Source organism: Lacrimispora sp. 210928-DFI.3.58 (assembly GCF_020554865.1).
Taxonomy (GTDB): Bacteria; Bacillota; Clostridia; order Lachnospirales; family Lachnospiraceae; genus Enterocloster.
Genome location: NZ_JAJCIC010000029.1, coordinates 38224 through 57102, shown reverse-complemented (window position 1 = coordinate 57102; position 18879 = coordinate 38224). Strand labels below are relative to the sequence as shown.

Here is an 18879-nt window from a genome sequence, read left to right as displayed (position 1 = left end):
ACGCCGCCGCCCGCCATCGAGCAGAGTTTTACACCTAATTGGGGATAAAACAGCTCGTCGCGGGCGGTGGTGTTGCCCTGATCGGCGTCACTCTGGTTCCCCTGCTGTCTGGTCTGCTGGGCTGATCGGCCCGGCTGTCCGCCAACCAACCCAACCATAACTGTTAAATCCTGAAACCCCGCCGCGCTCTCCCGGTTCCATGCGGGAGGGCGCGGCAAAGGAGGTGAACCCACATGATAGGCGAACTCATAGGGGATTGGATCAAAGGCATTTTAATCGACGGCATCATGGGCAACCTGTCCGGGCTGTTCAGCACGGTCAATACGAAAGTCGGGGAAATCGCCTCGGATGTGGGGACGACGCCGCAAGCGTGGAACAGCGGCATATTCAATATGCTGCAATCCCTGTCGGACACGGTGATCGTCCCCATTGCAGCGGCGATCCTTGCCGTTATCATGTGCTATGAACTGATAGACATGATCGTGGAAAAGAACAATATGCACGATTTTGACACGTCCATGTTTTTTCGCTGGATTTTCAAAAGTGCTTTTGCCATTCTCATAGTGACGAACACATGGAATATCGTCATGGGCGTTTTCGACGCCACCCAAGCCGTCGTCAACCAGAGCGCCGGGGTGATTATCGGGGAAACCAGCATTGACTTTGACACCCTCATTCCCGACCTTGAAGCACAACTGGAAGCTATGGACATCGGGCCGCTGCTCGGCCTGTGGTTCCAGACCCTTGTTGTGGGGCTGACGATGAACATTCTTTCCATCTGTATTTTCCTTGTGACCTACGGCAGAATGATTGAGATTTATGCCGTGACCGCGCTGGGGCCGATCCCCCTTGCCACGCTGGGCAATGCGGAGTGGCGCGGCGTCGGCCAGAACTACTTGAAATCCCTGTTGGCGCTGGGCTTCCAAGCCTTTTTGATTATGGTGGTTGTCGGCATCTATGCGGTGCTGATCCAGCAAATCGGACAGGCAGCGGATATATCCGGGGCCATTTGGGGCTGTATGGGCTACACGGTTCTACTCTGCTTCTGTCTGTTCAAGACCGGCAGCATATCGAAAGCCGTCTTTACTGCACATTAACAGACAGGAGGACTACCAACCATCGAGGAAGTACAAAAGAAACGATACCACATCATTTACGCCGATCCGCCGTGGCGGTATGAGTGCAAGAAAACAGGTGCGGCGGAACATCACTATCCCACCATGAGCATTGACGAGCTGTGCGCCCTGCCGGTGGAAACACTGGCGGAAAAGGACTGTCTGCTGTTTTTGTGGGCCACATTCCCGCAGCTCCCGGAAGCCCTGCGCCTGATCCGGGCATGGGGCTTTACGTTCAAGACGGTGGCCTTTGTCTGGTTGAAGCTCAACAAGAAAAGCCCCACATGGTTTTATGGGCTGGGCTACTGGACGAGAGGCAATGCGGAAATCTGCCTGCTTGCCAAACGAGGCAAGCCCAAGCGCCGCAGCGCCGGTGTCCATCAGTTTATTATTTCCCCTGTGGAGGAACACAGCAAAAAGCCGGACGTGACCCGTGACAAAATCATTGAGCTGGCGGGCGACCTGCCCCGCGTGGAGCTGTTTGCCAGACAGAAAGCGCCCGGCTGGGACGTTTGGGGAAACGAGGTGGACAGTGATCTTTCCCTGACCCCACAAGAAACTGTATCAGAAACGAGGTGATTTGAATGGCTTATGTGACCGTGCCAAAGGATTTGACCCGTGTAAAATCCAAGATTGTGTTTGGCCTTACCAAACGGCAACTGATCTGCTTCGGCGGTGCGCTTCTCGTAGGCGTCCCGCTTTATTTTTTGCTCCGGGGCCGGGTGACTGGCAGCGCGGCGGCCCTGATTATGGTGTTCGCCATGCTGCCGGGCTTCCTGCTGGCCCTGTATGAGCGCCACGGCCAGCCCCTTGAAGTGGTGGTATGGCAGATCGTCCAGTGCTGCTTTATCCAGCCCAAGGAAAGGCCCTACCAAACCGACAACGCCTATACTGCCCTTATGCGGCAGCACCAAATGGAAAAGGAGGTAAATGCGATTGTCCGAAAAGCAAAGAAACGAGCCGCCTGTAAAGCTCACCCGCGCCGAAAAGCGGGAAATACAGGCCATCATCCGCAAGTATAAGGGCGACGGCAAAGCCCATTCCGCACAGGCCAGCATCCCGTATCAGGCCATGTACCCGGACGGGATTTGTAAGGTGACGGCCAACACGTTCAGCAAGTGCATCGAGTTTGCCGACATCAGCTATCAGCTTGCACAGGCCGACACCAAGACGGCTATTTTTGAAAACCTGTGCGATCTCTACAACTATCTGGACGCCTCTATCCACGTCCAGCTTTCCTTTGTCAACCGCAAGACCGACCCCGAGCAGTACGCTAAGAGCTTTGAGATCAAGGCGCAGGGGGACGACTTCGACGACATCCGGGCGGAGTATTCCGGCATCCTGCAAGACCAGCTTGTGCGGGGCAACAACGGCCTCACCAAGCGAAAGTTCCTGACATTCACCATTGAGGCCGACAACCTGAAAATGGCCCGCGCCCGTCTGACCCGCATTGAAACCGACCTGCTGGGCTATTTCAAGACGATGGGGGCCGTGGCTCATGTGCTGGACGCCAAGGAACGTCTGGAAGTGCTGCATGGGGTACTTCACCCCGACGCCGAGCCGTTTCAATTTGAATGGAAATGGCTGGCCCCGTCCGGCCTCTCCACCAAAGATTTTATTGCCCCGTCCTCGTTCCGTTTCGGCAATTCCCGGATGTTCGGGCTGGGCGGCAAGTATGGGGCCGTGAGCTTCTTAAACATCCTGTCCCCGGAGCTGTCGGACGAAATGCTGGCCGACTTCCTCAACACGGAAAACGGCATTGTCGTCAATCTCCATGTGCAGGCCATCGACCAGAGCGAGGCAATCAAGACGGTTAAGCGCAAGATCACCGACCTTGACGCCATGAAGATACAGGAACAGAAACGAGCTGTCCGCAGCGGCTACGACATGGACATCCTGCCCAGCGACCTTGCCACCTACGGACAGGACGCCAAGGAGCTTTTGAAAACCCTGCAAAGCCGGAATGAACGAATGTTCCAGATCACCTTTCTGGTGATGAACACCGCTGATACCCGGCAGAAGTTGGAGAACGATGTATTTTGGGCCGCAGGCGTGGCGCAGAAATACAACTGTTCCCTTGTCCGTCTGGACTACCAGCAGGAACAGGGTCTTATGAGCAGCCTGCCGCTGGGGGCCAACCACATCAAGATCGAGCGTTCCTTGACGACTTCCAGCGTGGCCGTGTTCGTGCCTTTCGTGACACAGGAGCTTTTCATGGGCGGCGACGCCATGTATTACGGCGTCAATGCCAAGACCGGCAACATGATTATGCTGGACAGAAAACGGGCGCGGTGTCCCAACGGCTTGAAGCTGGGTACTCCCGGTTCTGGCAAGTCCATGAGCTGTAAATCCGAGATCGTCAGTGTGTTCCTTTGTACCCCGGACGATGTATATATCTGCGATCCAGAGGCGGAATATTATCCCCTTGTGAAGCGGCTCCACGGCCAAGTGGTGAAACTGTCGCCTACCAGCAAATCCTATGTGAACCCGCTGGACATCAACCTGAATTACAGCGAGGACGAAAATCCGCTGGCCTTGAAAAGTGATTTCGTGCTGTCGTTCTGTGAGCTTGTCATGGGCGGCAAGAACGGGCTGGAAGCCATTGAAAAGACGGTCATTGACCGGGCCGTGCAGGTGATCTACCGGCCTTATCTGGCAGACCCCCGCCCGGAGAATATGCCGATCCTTTCCGACCTGCATAAAGCCCTGTTAGACCAGCATATCCCGGAGGCTGACCGTGTGGCGCAGGCCCTTGACCTGTATGTAAACGGCAGCCTGAACGTCTTTAACCACCGTACCAATGTCAACATCGAGAACCGCATTGTGGCCTTTGATATTAAAGAGCTGGGAAAACAACTCAAAAAGCTGGGGATGCTCATTGTCCAAGACCAGATTTGGGGCCGTGTGACCCAAAACCGCAGCCAAGGCAAGGCGACGTGGTACTTCTGCGACGAGTTCCATTTGCTTTTGCGAGAGGAACAGACGGCAGCTTTCTCCTGCGAGATTTGGAAGCGGTTCAGAAAATGGGGCGGCATCCCGACCGGGGCGACCCAGAACGTCAAAGACCTGCTTTCTTCCCCGGAGATCGAAAACATTCTGGAAAACAGCGACTTCATTTGCCTGCTCAATCAGGCGTCCGGCGACCGGCGTATCCTTGCGGAGCGATTGAACATTTCCCCGCAGCAATTACGGTATGTGGACAATTCCGAACCCGGCGAGGGGCTTTTGATCTATGAAAATGTGATCCTGCCGTTCCGCAACCCCATCCCGCAGCGCAGCCAGCTCTACAAGATTATGACGACCCGGTTAGGTGAGGGCGAAACAGTATGACAGGCAAGGAGGTGACGCCCTATGAAGCAGTTGAAACCCCGTGACAAGGTGACGCAGCACATGACCCGCGACGGCCTGACGCTGGATAACCAGACCACCGGCGAGAGCATCAACATTTCCAGCCGGGAGGCCGAACAGGACTATTCCGCAGCCGAGCCGGGCGGCACCGCTGAAAAGGTGCTGGAACGTGCCGGGGACATCCGGGAGCGCAGCAAGGCGAAGCGGGCCGCCAAGGATGGCGCGAATACGGCGGCGCAGGCCACCGGCCCCGCGTCCCGCCTGCAATTTACCGCCGAGGAACGGGCCGATCCCGCCCTTTCCAAGTACGTCCACAAGGCGGAAAAGCGGGCGGATAAGCTGGACGCAGCCAAAGAAGCCCTGCCGAAAAAGCGCGTCGTCACCACGGAAACCGTCTATGACGAGGCCAAGGGCAAGGCCAAAACCAAGCTGCATTTTGACAAGGTGGAGAAACCGGCCCCCAAGCTCAAACCCAACCCGGCCAGCCGTCCGATGGAGGAAGCGGGCCTGTATCTGCATGGAAAAATCCATGAGGTTGAGCATGAGAATGTGGGCGTCGAGGGCGGCCATAAGGGAGAAGAACTTGCCGAGCGCCAAGCGGGAAAAGCCATCCGCAGCGGCATCCGGCGTCATAAGCTCAAACCCTACCGGGCCGCAGCCAAGGCCGAGAAAAAGGCCATTGCCGCCAATGCGGAGTACATCTACCAGAAATCCTTGCGGGACAACCCGGAAATGGCGCAGGCGGTGAAAAACCCGGTGGCCCGGTTCTGGCAGAAACAGAAAATCAAGCGGGACTATGCCAAGGCAGCACGGGCGGCGGGCCAGACGGCACAGGGCGCAGCCAGCGCCACCAAAACCACCGCCACAGCCGCCAAGAAAGCCGCCGAGAAAAGCAAACAGGCCGCGTCCTTTGTGGCTCGGCACTGGAAAGGTGTGCTGCTGATCGGCGGCGTGGGCCTTATGCTCATGCTGATTATGGGCGGCCTGCAATCCTGTACGGCCATGTTCGGCAGCGCCGGAACCGGCGTGGCGGCCACGTCCTATCTGTCCGAGGACAGCGATATGCTGGGGGCCGAAGCCGCCTATGCGGACATGGAGGCCGATTTGCAGTACGAGATCGACCACTACGAAAGCCTGCACCCCGGCTATGACGAATACCGTTTCGATCTGGACGAGATCGGCCATGACCCCTATGTGCTGACTTCCATCCTGTCGGCGCTGCATGAGGGCATCTATACGCTGGGCGACGTGCAAGGCGACCTTGCCATGCTCTTTGAGAAGCAATACACCCTGACACAAACCATTGAAACCGAAACCCGATACCGCACCGAAACCCGGACGGACAGCGAGGGCAACACCTACACCGTGCAAGTTCCCTACACCTACTACATCTGCAACGTGAAGCTGGAAAACTTCGATATGTCCCATCTGCCTGTTTACATCATGGGCGAGGAACAAATGAGCCTGTATGCGGTGTATATGCACACGCTGGGCAACCGGCCTGACCTGTTCCCAAACGGCACCTATCCCAACGCTTCCACCGTCAAGGAGCCGACCTATTACGACATTCCCCCGGAGGCTTTGGAGGACGCCACCTTTGCCGCAATGATGGCCGAGGCGGAAAAGTATGTGGGTTATCCTTATGTGTGGGGCGGCAGCTCTCCCAGCACCAGCTTTGATTGCAGCGGCTTTGTGAGCTGGGTAATCAATCACAGCGGATGGGACGTGGGACGGCTGGGCGCACAGGGCCTTTGCAATATCTGTACCCCTGTTTCCCCGGAGCAGGCCAAGCCCGGCGACCTTGTATTTTTCGTCGGCACTTACGACACCCCCGGCGTTTCCCACGTCGGTATTTATGTGGGCAATTCCGTGATGTTGCACTGTGGCGACCCTATTTCTTACACCAACCTCAATTCGAGTTATTGGCAGCAGCATTTCTATTGTTACGGGCGTCTGCCGTGACGCCAGAAAGGAGTTTTGACGATGGCAAACAAACTTGACCGTATTGAAAAGGACATTGAGAAAACCAAGGCCAAGATCGCGGAGCTGCAAAAGCAGCTTCGTGAGCTGGAAGCGGCAAAGACCGAGCAGGAGAATTTGCAGATCATCCAGCTTGTGCGCAGCCTGAACATGAAGCCGGAGGAATTTGCGGCGTTCCTGCGCGGCGGCGCTTTGCAGAGCGCCCCGGCCCCGCAGCCGGATTTTGAACAGGAGGACAATGCCGATGAAGAATAAGATCATTCGCACGTTTACCGTGACGCTGGCCGCCGTGCTTTGCCTGACGGCCTTTTCCACCACCGCTTTTGCCGGTGGCACTGACCCCAACCCGGAGCCTTTGCCGGAAACCACCGAGGCACCGCAGGAGGAAGAACCTACCACCGGCGGCATGGAGCCGGAGGGCGTACCTGTCACCCCGGAGGGCAACGCAACACTGGTGGATGATTTTTACGGGGATACGCAGCTTATCACCGTTACCACCAAGGCGGGCAACTACTTTTATATCTTGATCGACCGCGCCAACGAGGACAAGGAAACCGCCGTTCACTTCCTCAACCAAGTGGACGACGCCGACCTGCAAGCACTGTTGGAGGACGGCAAAGCCGCCCCGGAAACCTGTACCTGTACGACCAAGTGCGCGGCAGGAGCCGTCAACACGAATTGCCCGGTATGTAAAACCAATATGACCGAGTGTACCGGCCCGGAGCCGGAGCCGCAGGAGCCGGAGGAAACCGAGCAGCCGCAGGAAGATGAAGCGAAAAGCACCGGCATGGGCGGCCTTGTGGTGTTCCTTGTGGTGGCCTTGATCGGCGGCGGCGCGGCCCTCTACTTCTTGAAATTTAAGAAGCCCAAGGCCGACACCAAGGGCGGCGACGAGCTGGACGAATACGATTTTGGCGAGGACGAGGACGACGAGGACGAACCAGCCCCGGAGGACGAGGAACCCGCGCAGGATAAGGAGGAATAAGGAATGAGTATTCAGTTGGTAATTGCAGAGAAACCGAGCGTCGCCCGCAGCATTGCGGGCGTGATCGGTGCGGATCAGAAACGGGACGGCTACATGGAGGGAAACGGCTATCTGGTGAGCTGGTGTATCGGCCACCTTGTTTCCCTTGCCGACGCCGGAGCCTATGACGAGCGTTTCAAGAAGTGGCGCTATGACGACCTGCCGATTTTGCCGCAGGAGTGGCAGTACATCATCCCCGCCGAGAAGAAAGGACAGTTTGCCGTGCTGCGCTCTCTGATGGAGCGCCCCGACGTGACGGGCCTTGTGTGCGCCACCGACGCCGGGCGCGAGGGCGAATTGATTTTCCGTTTCGTCTATCAGATGGCGGGCTGCAAAAAGCCGTTCAAGCGCCTTTGGATTTCCAGCATGGAGGACGCGGCGATCCGCGAGGGCTTTGCCCACCTGAAACCGGGGGCCGACTACGACAACCTGTATCAATCGGCCCTGTGCCGGGCGCAGGCCGATTGGCTGGTGGGGATCAACGCCACCCGGCTTTTCTCCATCCTCTATCACAAGACCCTGACCGTGGGCCGTGTCCAGACGCCTACCCTCAATATGCTGGTTGACCGGGAGGCCAAGATCAGCAATTTTAAGAAAGAGAAATACCACGTTGTCCATATCGCGGCGGGCGGCATGGAGGCGGCAAGCGACCGCTTTCTGAACCCCGACGACGCCGACGCCACCAAGACGGCCTGTGCAGGAGCGCAGGCCGTTTGTGTATCGGTGAAGCGTGAGAAAAAGACGGAGCAGCCGCCCCGCCTTTACGATCTCACCACCTTGCAGCGGGAGGCCAACCGCCTGTTTGGATTTACCGCCAAGCAGACCCTTGACTATGCCCAACAGCTCTATGAAAAGAAGCTGCTGACCTATCCCCGCACCGACAGCCAGTACCTTACCGACGATATGCAGCCCACAGCGGAAAGCATTGTGTCCGGCCTGTGGCCGCTGCTTTCCTTTGCGGCAGGGCTGGACATTGCCCCGCAGTTTGGCCGGGTGCTGAACAGCAAAAAGGTGTCCGATCACCACGCCATTATCCCCACGATGGAGTTTGTGCAGAAAGGCTTTGACGGGCTGACCGAGGGCGAAAAGAAACTGCTGTCCCTTGTGTGCTGCAAGCTGCTGTGTGCTGTGGCCGCGCCCCATGTGTATGAGGCTGTCACCGCCACATTCACCTGCGCCGGGAACGAGTTCACCGCCAAGGGCAAAACCATTCTCACCCCCGGCTGGAAAGAGATTGAGCGCCGCTTCAAGGCGTCGTTCAAGACCGACGCCGACGAGGACGCGCCGGAGCTGGCAAGGGAGCTGCCGGAGATCACCGAGGGCCAGACCTTTGACCCGGTGGAGGCCAGCATCACCGAGCATTTCACTACGCCGCCCAAGCCCTATACCGAAGATACGCTGCTGTCCGCTATGGAACGTGCCGGGGCCGAGGATATGCCGGAGGACGCCGAGCGCCAAGGTTTGGGAACCCCGGCAACCCGCGCCTCCATCTTAGAAAAGCTGGTACAGATGGGCTTTGTGGAGCGCAGGGGAAAACAGCTATTTCCCACCAAGGACGGCCACAACCTTGCCTGTGTGTTGCCGGAGGTGCTGACCTCTCCCCAGCTTACGGCACAGTGGGAAACGGAGCTGACGGCCATTGCCAAGGGGCAGGCCGACCCGGAGGGCTTTATGGCTGGAATTGCAGAAATGACAAGGGGCCTGATCGCAAACTACTCCCAGATCAGCGAGGACGCGCAGAAGTTGTTTCAAGCCGAGCGTGTGCTTATCGGCAAATGTCCGCGCTGCGGGGAAAGCGTCTACGAGGGCAAAAAGAACTACTACTGCGGAAACCGAAGCTGCCAGTTTGTCATGTGGAAGAATGACCGATTTTTTGAGGAACGGGGCAAGGCGTTTACCCCGAAGATCGCCGCCGCACTCCTTAAAGACGGAAAGGCAAAGGTAAAGGGCCTACGCTCCTTAAAAACCGGCAAGACCTATGACGGGACGGTGCTTTTGGCCGATACCGGCGGCAAGTATGTGAACTACCGCGTGGAACAGAGGGGCAAAAACTAAAGACAGCAAGCATAGGGAGTGTAGCCACACTCCCGGCAAAATCCCTGACCCGGCGCACCTGCCGGGCCGGGGATTTTCTCTTTGGGGAAGCCCCAACCCCCTTTTTCTCTCCATGTTTACAATTATTATGTTTCAAAAATCTGCTTGCGCTGGTATAATCAAAGAAACATGATTATGCGTTAAAGAGCGACGCCGCAATGGTTTGTTGCGGCGATTTCCGCTTGTATGTTTTGGGGCAGATTATTTATTCTGTCATAGGAAAGGATCGGGCAAAAAATGAAAACAATTCTTTTACACGGATTAGGACAAACAGCACAGGACTGGAAAGAAGTAGTTTGCCAGCTTTCATCTTCTAATGTTGAGTGTCCAGAACTTTTTTCTTCAATGGAGAATGAAATATCATATCCCCAGATTTTGGGGGATTTAGAACGGCGATATTCTAACGCAAAAGAACCGCTTCGTATCTGTGGTCTTTCGTTGGGAGCGCTTCTTGCGATTGATTTTGCTATTCGGCATGGAGATAAAGTAGCTTCTCTGGTTTTGATTGGCACACAATATAAAGTTCCAAGTTTGTTGATAGATTTTCAAAATCTTATCTTCCGTTGTATGCCAAACAAGGCATTTGAAAGTATGGGACTATCAAAAAGCAACACCATAAAATTGGCTCACTCTATGCGGGCATTGGATTTTACTGCACAATTAAGTGGGATTCTTTGCCCCGTCAATATTTTGTGCGGTGAAAAAGATAGTGCTAATCTAAAAGCATCGAAAAAGTTAAATGAGATACTTCCCAAAGCGACTTTGCAAATCGTCCCCGGCGCAGGCCATGAAATTAACAAAGATGCGCCAGAAGCTATTGCTGCCATACTTAATATGTAAAATAGTACAATAAAGCCAACGATAATATCCGTTTGAGGTGATAAGTGTGAAAATATTAGTTAGTGCTTGTATTATGGGAGTGGATTGTAAATACAATGGAAAAAACAACAAAAATCTGGCAGTTATCAACTACTTAAAAGATAAAGAAATTATTTGCATTTGTCCAGAGCAATTAGCAGGTATGGCTACTCCCAGACCTTGTGCAGAGATTGTGAATGGTGTAGTAACAGACGAAAATGGAAATGATGTTGATTTGGAATATAAACGAGCAGTATCAATGGCATTATCCCAAATTCAACATGAAGATATTGAGTTAGCTATACTACAATCCAGAAGTCCTACCTGCGGAGTAAACCAAATATATGATGGTAGCTTTACCGGAAAGTTGATTTCTGGAATGGGATTATTTGCAAAGGCATTAAAAGAACGAGGAATCAAAGTTATTGATGTTGAAGAAGTAGAAAACTTTAATTTGTTAGACTGTCCCCAGCTTCAATCAATCTAACCTAAACTTTCAAAATTGAATATCAGCCGCTTATTATCGGCCCACCCAGCAGGGAATCTTTCAAAGGTTTCCTGCTTTTCTTATGCCATTTTTCAGAAAGGATGTGAACCCCAAATGTCTTACAGCTCCTACGACCATGACGATTTAGAACCGGCCAGCACTATGCGGATCGAGCGCCAGATTTACTTTGAAAGCGGCAAGGCCGATCTTTCCGAAGCGGTAAAGCTGCCCCTTGCGGAGCTTCTTTCCCTGCGGGCGGAAAGCGCCGCCGCAGAACAGGAAGTGTTTGACCGCCTGAAAGAACAGGCCGCCGCATGGGAGGAACAGGCCGGAAGAACCCTGTTTCTGGACAAAGCCCTTGAATATGCCCGGACGCTTCCCGTCACCCACACTGCAAACCAGTGGGAGGCCCCGGACGAATACCGCCATATCCGCAGCAACATGGTTTACCAGATGGATTATTCCATTTCCGAGAATACCCGGTATGACAGCGCCGCCCAAAAATCCGTCCCCTACTCGTGGACACTCCGCTGGAGCCTCCGTACTAACGCGCCGGGCAGCTACCGGCAGGCCAAGATCGCCGGACAGGATCGGAAAGTCTTTGCCAGCCGGGAAGAACTGGACAAGTACCTGAATGGCCGGATCAAAGCCCACGAACATTACTTTACCGAAATTTCCCCGGCCATCCCCAAGGAATACGCCGACTATTTCAAGGTCAACGGCTGCCTGCTCCCCGGCTACACCATCGAGGGAGAGGAACCGGCAAAAGCCGCAGAGCTTCCCGCGCAGGAAGAAACCGCGCAGCCGCAGCAGACCACAACCACCCCGGAAAGGAGGGAACCCGTGAACGAAGTATTTTCCATTTTTCTTGATAACCGCGCCGAAGCGCAGACCGGCGGGCCGCATGGGTACTGGCTTTCCCTGCCGACTACCGCCGAACAGGTACAGGAAGCCCTAAAGGAAATCCACATCACTGCCGACAACCAGCAGGACTTGTTCATTGGCGGCTTTTCCGCCCCGGAGGGAAAACCGCTGGAACTGCCAGAGGTTTTGATAAAAGCCGCCAGCGTGGACGAACTGAACTTCCTTGCCGCCCAGCTTCAAAAGCTGGACGCCGTGGAACTGGCGGAGCTGAACGCCGCCATGCAGTCCCCGGCAAAAATGCAGACCATCGGGCAGCTTTTGGACTACGCCGAAAACACCGATTGTTTTGTCTTAATCAATGCCAAGGACAACCGCAGTCTGGGGGAATATTATCTGAATGATTCCGGGCTGTTTGTCGTCCCCGACCCGTGGAAACCGGCCATTGACACGGAACGGCTGGGGAACTTTATCGCCAACGAGGAACAGGGAACCTTTACCGATTACGGCTATATCCTGCGAACCAGCGACGAATGGCAGCGCGTCCATGAGGGCCAGCCAGTGCCGGAACAATACCGGGTGATGGCCTATCCCGCACCGGAAATTCTGCGGGAGGAAAGCAAGGTGCAGCCGGAGGCGGCAGCGCCTACAAAGGCCCCGCAGCCTGTCACCCCCATTCTCTTAAACGGCCAGAACAGCGCCGAGCGCATGAAAGAGATCACCGACCGGCTGGAAACCGGCATACAGGAGCTTTTCGAGAGTGAACGCTACAAAGCCTATCTCACCACCATGTCCAAGTTCCACAGTTACAGCTTCAACAACACCCTCCTGATCGCCATGCAGGGCGGACAGCTTGTGGCGGGCTACAACAAGTGGCGGGACGATTTTCACCGCAATGTAAAGAAAGGCGAAAAGGCCATCAAGATACTGGCCCCGGCCCCGTTCAAGGCGAAAAAGGAAGTGCAAAAGCTGGACGCACAGGGCAGGCCGGTGATGGGAAAGGACGGAAAGCCTGTTACCGAAGTACAGGAAATACAGGTTCCGGCCTTTAAGATCGTTTCCGTCTTTGATGTGAGCCAGACCGAGGGGGAACCGCTGCCCTCTATCGGCGTGGAAGAACTGACCGGCAGCGTGGAACGCTACGGGGAGTTTTTCAAGGCGCTGGAACAGACATCCCCGGTTCCCATTGGTTTTGAGGACATTCCGGGCGGTTCCCACGGCTACTACCACCTGACGGAAAAGCGAATCGCCATTCAGGAGGGCATGAGCGAATTACAGACCCTAAAGACGGCCATCCACGAGATCGCCCATTCCAAGCTCCACGCCATCGACCCGGAAGCCCCGGCCATAGAGCAGGCCGACCGCCCCGACAGCCGCACCCGCGAGGTACAGGCCGAAAGCGTGGCCTATGCCGTCTGCCAGCACTACGGGCTGGATACCTCCGATTATTCCTTTGGCTATGTGGCCGGTTGGAGTTCCGGCAAGGACTTGAAAGAGCTGAAAGCCTCCCTTGAAACCATCCGGGCCACCGCCCATGAACTGATTACCACCATTGACGGCCACCTTGCCCAGCTTCAGAAAGAACGGCAGGCCCAGCAGGAACAGCAGGCCGCCGAGCAGCCAGACCCGGACAGCGTATTTTCCAAGCTGTCCCCGGAGCAACAGCAGGAAATGACCGACAGCGTAAAAGCTATGCTGCAAACCCTGATTGAAGCGGATTTGAAATCCACCGGCGAAGTGTCGCAGGGAACCAAGGAGGCGGCGCAGGCGCAGGGCTTTACCATTGCCGGGGATGGAACGCTGGAACAGGCAGAAGCCCCGCAGGAGGCCGCCTACCGTCTGGAAAGCGGCGATTACCTGTATATCCAGACATCGGAAACCGGCTATGATTACACACTGTATGGCCCCGACTACAAGGAACTGGACGGAGGCCAGCTTGACAATTCCAGCCTGTCCCTTGCGGAAGCCGGAAAGGAAATCCTTGCTATCCATGAGTTACCGGCTGGGACAATGGAACCCCTGACCGGCGACAGGCTGGATGATTTTCTGGAAGCTGCTGAACAGACCAACGCCATTCCCCAGCCGCAGGCATGGAACGGGATCGACGGCCTTTTGAATGGAAAGCCGTTCATGCCGGAGGCGTCCCCGGTTGACCGAGCCGCCGCCCTGATCGAGCTGGCGGAGAAAAACGCCCCGCGTTTGGGCAGCGAGGAACGGCAGTTGATCGTGGCCTATGCCGAGGCCGTGGACGATAACGACAAGGTGATCGGGCTTATCAACCGTCTGTGTGAACAGGGCTACGAGCTGCAAAAGGGCCAGATGGATTCCTTTGTGAAAAGCGAGATCGAAAGTGAGATTGCCGTTGCCAACGCCCAGCGGCAGATCGCGCAGAATCCGGCAGCGGAGCCGGTTGTCACGATCCTTTGGAGTGAAAGCCCCCATCTGAAAGACGGCCAGCAAATGCCGCTGCATGAAGCCGAGGCCGTTTTCAAGGAGCTGGACAGCGCCAGACGCCATGACCGGAAGCAGCCGGGCTATACGGGCCATTGGTACGACAAGACCAAGTTCCGCATTGACTTTACCATGCAGGGCCAGCCGGACAGCTACGAGGGGCGGCAGGACTTTGGCGACGGGGACGGTTCCCTGATCCAGCATATCCGGGGCTATCACGAATACTACGCACAGGATGAAAGCTGGAAAAACCATGTGCTGCACCATGAGGGGCCGGAGGCATGGGAGGCGGACAAGGCCCAGCGGGATATGCTGCTGCATGAGTTCATCCCGTATATGGAACTGCATTGCAATCTGGCCGCTATGGAGCAGGAGGCCCGGCGTCCCCTGCGATCCGGGGAAACCCTGACGCCGGAACAGACCGCTTATTTCAACGCGGTTTTAGACTATGTAAAGGAGTGCCGCCCACTTCTCAATCAGGGCCAGTACCACTTGCCGGAGCCGCCGCAGCTTGCCGACTTCGACCAGAGCTTGCAGGACTACAAAAAACAGATCGAGGCAGAGCTGGAACAGGAGGCCGCCGCTGCCGGGCTGACGGTGGAGGAATATGTTGCCTCTGATTATGAAGCACCGGCGCAGCCCAACTTTTCCATCTACCAAGTGCCGCCCGGCCCGGAGGGGCGCGACTTCCGCTACCGTTCCTATGAGGACTTGCAGGCGGATGGGCTTTCGGTGGACAGGAAGAATTACCAGCTTGTCTACACCGCACCGCTGGACAAAGACACCACACTGGACGAGATTTACCGCCGCTTCAACATAGAACGTCCCTCCGATTACAAGGGACATTCCCTCTCTACGGGGGATATTGTGGTGTTCCGGCAGGATGGGAAACAGACCGCCTATTATGTGGACGAGGGAGCCGACTACCGGCAGGTGCCGGAGTTCTTCGCCCAGCCGGAAAAGCAGCTCACGCCGGACGAGTGCATGACCAGCGAACAAATCCAGACGCCAAGGGGCCGTTTCTATCTGACCGACAGGAGCCGGGAACAGATGGAGGCCGCCGGGTATGGATTCCACCACCAGTCGGAGGACGGCAGGTATCTCATTATGGCAAACGGCACAAGGGCCTTTGCCATCCCCTCCCAGCAGGAAAGCCATATCAAGACGGCGGAAATGTCCACCGAACAGAATTACAACATGATCGACGGCATGATGAACAACGCCCCATCTATGGAGGAACTGGAAGCAAGGACAAAAGCCGGGGAACAGATTTCCCTTTTGGATGTGGCCGAGGCAGCCAAGGCGGAGGCCAAAAAGCCCAAGCAGACCCGAAAGACGACGCAGAAACAAAAGAAACCGTCCATCCGGGCGCAGCTTGCCGCCGCCAAGGAGGAACAGAAAAAGAAGCCCCCGGCGCGGGAAAAATCAAAAGAAATGGAGGTATGAGGAATGTATTTCACCGTGGAAGAAGAAAACCTGATCTGTCTGTACCACAATGCTGACCGCCGCAGGACGGCGGCAAATCTCCGGGCAGCTTTGCCGGACATGGACAAGGAAATGGCGGCGCTGGCCTGCCAGACCGCCGATAAGCTGGACGCCATGAGCGACGCCGACTTTGCGGCGCAGCGGTTCCACTTCACAGACGAATAAGCAAAATGCCGGGCGCGGAGGTGTCAAAGCCTCTGCGTCCGGCATTTCTTTTTCACAAAATTTTTGCCATATAAAATTCATCAACAAAGGAGCCGTTGACGAACATGGATTTCTCCCTTGTTCCCTCAATCTTAAAACCACTTTTTTCATACAAGTGTCTTGCTGTTTCATTGCAACATTCAACAGTAAGTTCCAGTCTCTTAATTCCATTTTCCTTTGCCCAACAATTCAGCATTTCAAAAAAAGATGTACCGATTCCTTTACCTCTATAATCTTTCAAAATGCCTACTACAATATATGCTGTATGAAGAATCCGATTAAACTTTCCCCGTTCTGCCCGAATATAGCCAACCATTTTTTGATTTTCCATTGCCACTTGTAAAAAATCACTTCCACAAATCACATTATTTTCAATATCATTTTTTAGTTCTTGAACATTTGTGGTCTGGGTTCTCTCATTTGGTTCATACATCATATAATCTGTTTCAGCGTCCAAAGTGTTTAATAACTTCCAAAAATCTTCTATTTGGTTTAATTCCAGAGTTCTATAATAAAGCATAAGTACACCTCAATTCAAATTTACTCAATTATAGCATTGCACAAAATCAGTGTCCATACCAAAATCATTCAGCCGGGACAAAGACCTAAAAAGCTGTCTTTGTCCCGGCGCTTCTTTTTTGTCCATTTTCCCGCATTTAGAACCCCGTTTTGAGGGGAACTGGATAACTTTATCCACCTGCCTGCCGACCATGCGGAAAAAACCTTGATTTCCGTGGACTTTTACCGCCCTAAATGCGTAGACAGGAGGTATCTTTTTCGTTGGCGCTCCGCCTCTTTCTTCCGGCGTACCTGCACCGCGCAATCCGGGCAGTATTTGGCCCGGTTGGAGTTGGGCGTAAACGCCGCCCCGCAGACGGCGCAGCGTTTGATCTCGTCCCGACCTTTGGTGATCTCGGCGCACAGGGCCGCGTCCAGCGGCAGGACGGCCACCTTGAACCACCGGCACAGCAGCGAATAGGAAATACTCTGCACACAGACACATTCCTCCCCATCGTCCAGCAGGAGGCAGTTTCCGTTACAGTAGTTGCAGCACTCATGGGTGAGCCTGCGGGCCTTGCGGTATTGGGGATAACTCATTCTCGGTATGTTCATCGTTCCTGCGTATGCTCCTTTCCCGGCGCTGTCCGCAAAATGCTGTCTACATTTTGTTTGACAATGCCGTATTCTTTCAATTTCTGTTTCGCTTCGCTGTACTGTGCGGACAGCCGTTCCCGTTCTGCGTCCAGCTTTTTATACTCGGTTTTGAGGGCGTACAGGTTGGGGAGCTTTGTGATCCCGGCCTCTTTGAGCGCCTTTGCCGCCGCCTCATACAAAATCAGTTGGCTTTCATGCTGCCGCCGGAACGCGGCCTTGTCTTTGGCATTTCGCAGTTCCAGCGCCACAGGCCGGAGCTGCTTGTAGGCGGAGAGGTTTTTTATCAGCAGCGCCATATCCCCAAGGCGGCGTTCTGCGTCTTTCAGGGCGGAGGCCGCCGCGTCATTTGCCGCGCTGATCTCGGCCAGCCTGCTTTCCAAGCCCTCGTAGCTGTCGATCTGGTGTTCCGTGATGAAGTTTAAGGAATTGGCGGCCTGCTTCAAGTTGTGCAGCTTCGCCCACCGCGCATAGCCCGCCGACTGCTGGGCCTTGATACTGTCCTCCAAGGCGATCCGCAGGGTGATTTCCCCGGCGCTTCTTCTGCGCGGCCCCCGGTCAATGGCAATGCCCTTGATCCGCTGGGTGATCCGTTCCTCGGTGTAATCCTCCCCCAAGGTCTTACAGCGGGTAAAGCGTTCCTGTCCGGGACGGAGGCCGTCTGCCAGCGCGCGGAATGAAATAAACTTGCCCTGTTTGACTTCATAGCCCTGCGCCTCCATGAGCCGCAAAAAGCCGTCAAAGTCTTTGGCCTGCGGAATGGCCGCGTCGATAGCAAGTTTCAGTTTTGCTTTCCAGCTCTTACCCTTTTTCTGTGCGTCCCACTCGGCGTAGGTCTTGCCCTTGTCTTTGCCGGGCTTTACCACAGACAGGCCGTGTTCCTTGCACAGCCGGTCGCTGGTGCGCCGGATAAAGGCGTAGGTCTGGCGGTTGGAAATGTACTTGCGCTGGTTCGCCATATCCACGGCGCAGAAAATGATGTGGTTATGCAGATGGCCCTTGTCAATGTGGGTGGTAATTACATAGGGGTACTTGCCTTGCAGCACTTCATCGGCAAGCTGCCGCCCGATCTCGTGGGCCTGCTCCGCCGTGGTTTCCCCCGGTTCAAAGGCTTGTATCAGGTGGTGGGCCAGATTATTGCCCTTTTGGTACGCCTGATCTAATAGCATTTGAAATTCAATATCCGCCGTTTCATAGGAACAGCCATAGGAAGAAACGAACAGCTTTTCATCGGTCTTGTCCGGGTTCTCGATGTAGTCCAGCGCCTTTTTCAGCGTTGACTTGATAGGATGGATCTTTGTAACTGCCATATCTGTGCCAGCGCCCCCTTGATGTCCTCCAAGTCCTGCGCGTACACAGTCCCGGTACTGTTGATACGCCTTGCAATCTGGTTGATGTTGACGCCGATCTTTTGCAGCTCTGCGGTCTGCGCCCGGACGGGGCCGGTGTCGATATGGACGATATAGCCGTCGATCAGCATTTTCCGGGCGTAGGCAGAAAAGTTTTTTGTGCCAAGCTGGGCCATCTTCTGCTGGATCAGCGCCCGTTCCTCCGGCGTCACTGGGACGCGCAGCACAAACTTCCGTTTTCGGTTTGCCACTTTCTCACCTCCATTCATTCAGGGGTTTGGGGACTTCCCCAAGATACAAACGGGAAGCCGTTTGCCGGGAGTGTGGCTACACTCCCTATGCTTGCTGTTTTTCTTTTCCTCCACTCCTAATACTCTGAGAAGCCATCAAACTACCCGCAAAATAGCGCTTTGGAAAGAAAAATTTGCAAAAAAATAAGAGGCCCTTGGCCTCCATACAACAAATGATAAA

The 18879-nt window shown here is 55.1% G+C and carries 16 protein-coding genes and 1 pseudogene; 13 read left to right on the top strand and 4 right to left on the bottom strand.

Annotation, left to right across the window (positions count from 1 at the left end; all coding sequences use genetic code 11):
* Positions 1–41 precede the first annotated feature (41 nt).
* The 13 genes and pseudogenes from LIZ87_RS16470 to LIZ87_RS16410 form a co-directional block, all read left to right on the top strand.
* Positions 42–125, top strand: a pseudogene (locus LIZ87_RS16470) (Maff2 family mobile element protein); the annotation flags it as partial.
* A gap of 108 nt (positions 126–233) precedes the next feature.
* The gene (locus LIZ87_RS16465; protein WP_002574003.1) at positions 234–1097 is read left to right on the top strand and encodes a VirB6/TrbL-like conjugal transfer protein, CD1112 family; all 864 of its coding nucleotides are present in this window, start codon (positions 234–236) and stop codon (positions 1095–1097) included.
* Positions 1098–1118: 21 nt separating this feature from the next.
* A complete protein-coding gene (locus LIZ87_RS16460; RefSeq protein ID WP_227148474.1) occupies positions 1119–1694 on the top strand; it encodes an MT-A70 family methyltransferase in 576 nt (191 codons plus the stop codon).
* Positions 1695–1699: 5 nt separating this feature from the next.
* On the top strand, positions 1700–2137 hold the full coding sequence (locus tag LIZ87_RS16455) for a PrgI family protein (RefSeq protein ID WP_076939157.1): 438 nt from the start codon (positions 1700–1702) through the stop codon (positions 2135–2137).
* Entirely contained in the window at positions 2046–4445 is a 2400-nt protein-coding gene (locus LIZ87_RS16450; RefSeq protein WP_227148471.1) for a VirB4-like conjugal transfer ATPase, CD1110 family, read from the top strand. The genes LIZ87_RS16455 and LIZ87_RS16450 overlap by 92 nt, the downstream gene beginning before the upstream one ends.
* 21 nt (positions 4446–4466) lie before the next feature.
* Positions 4467–6425, top strand: a complete 1959-nt coding sequence (locus tag LIZ87_RS16445; protein WP_227148470.1) for a C40 family peptidase — start codon at positions 4467–4469, stop codon at positions 6423–6425.
* Positions 6426–6446: 21 nt separating this feature from the next.
* Positions 6447–6698, top strand: a complete 252-nt coding sequence (locus tag LIZ87_RS16440) for a DUF4315 family protein (protein WP_069154505.1) — start codon at positions 6447–6449, stop codon at positions 6696–6698.
* Entirely contained in the window at positions 6688–7428 is a 741-nt protein-coding gene (locus LIZ87_RS16435) for a DUF4366 domain-containing protein (RefSeq protein ID WP_227148468.1), read from the top strand. The genes LIZ87_RS16440 and LIZ87_RS16435 overlap by 11 nt, the downstream gene beginning before the upstream one ends.
* Before the next feature lie 3 nt (positions 7429–7431).
* Positions 7432–9522: a DNA topoisomerase 3 gene (locus LIZ87_RS16430; protein ID WP_069154503.1), complete on the top strand. Its 2091-nt coding sequence runs from the start codon at positions 7432–7434 to the stop codon at positions 9520–9522.
* A gap of 276 nt (positions 9523–9798) precedes the next feature.
* Positions 9799–10401: an alpha/beta fold hydrolase gene (locus LIZ87_RS16425; protein ID WP_069154502.1), complete on the top strand. Its 603-nt coding sequence runs from the start codon at positions 9799–9801 to the stop codon at positions 10399–10401.
* A gap of 46 nt (positions 10402–10447) precedes the next feature.
* A complete protein-coding gene (locus tag LIZ87_RS16420; RefSeq protein ID WP_069154501.1) occupies positions 10448–10906 on the top strand; it encodes a DUF523 domain-containing protein in 459 nt (152 codons plus the stop codon).
* Between the two features lie 114 nt (positions 10907–11020).
* Positions 11021–15664, top strand: a complete 4644-nt coding sequence (locus LIZ87_RS16415; RefSeq protein WP_069154500.1) for an LPD25 domain-containing protein — start codon at positions 11021–11023, stop codon at positions 15662–15664.
* A gap of 3 nt (positions 15665–15667) precedes the next feature.
* Entirely contained in the window at positions 15668–15868 is a 201-nt protein-coding gene (locus tag LIZ87_RS16410) for a transposon-transfer assisting family protein (RefSeq protein WP_003509281.1), read from the top strand.
* A 52-nt stretch (positions 15869–15920) separates the two neighbouring features.
* Here LIZ87_RS16410 and LIZ87_RS16405 read toward each other — a convergent pair whose 3' ends face one another.
* The 4 genes from LIZ87_RS16405 to LIZ87_RS16390 form a co-directional block, all read right to left on the bottom strand.
* Positions 15921–16427 carry a GNAT family N-acetyltransferase gene (locus LIZ87_RS16405; protein ID WP_004070792.1) on the bottom strand — a complete coding sequence of 169 codons (507 nt, stop codon included), beginning with the start codon at positions 16425–16427 and terminating at the stop codon, positions 15921–15923.
* A gap of 221 nt (positions 16428–16648) precedes the next feature.
* Complete coding sequence (locus tag LIZ87_RS16400; protein WP_008689659.1) at positions 16649–17020, bottom strand: cysteine-rich VLP domain-containing protein; 372 nt, start codon at positions 17018–17020, stop codon at positions 16649–16651.
* On the bottom strand, positions 17017–18369 hold the full coding sequence (locus LIZ87_RS16395; protein ID WP_069154499.1) for a relaxase/mobilization nuclease domain-containing protein: 1353 nt from the start codon (positions 18367–18369) through the stop codon (positions 17017–17019). The genes LIZ87_RS16400 and LIZ87_RS16395 overlap by 4 nt, the downstream gene beginning before the upstream one ends.
* Positions 18330–18659: a plasmid mobilization protein gene (locus LIZ87_RS16390; RefSeq protein ID WP_002566656.1), complete on the bottom strand. Its 330-nt coding sequence runs from the start codon at positions 18657–18659 to the stop codon at positions 18330–18332. Before LIZ87_RS16390 ends, LIZ87_RS16395 begins: the two co-directional genes overlap by 40 nt.
* Positions 18660–18879 lie beyond the last annotated feature (220 nt).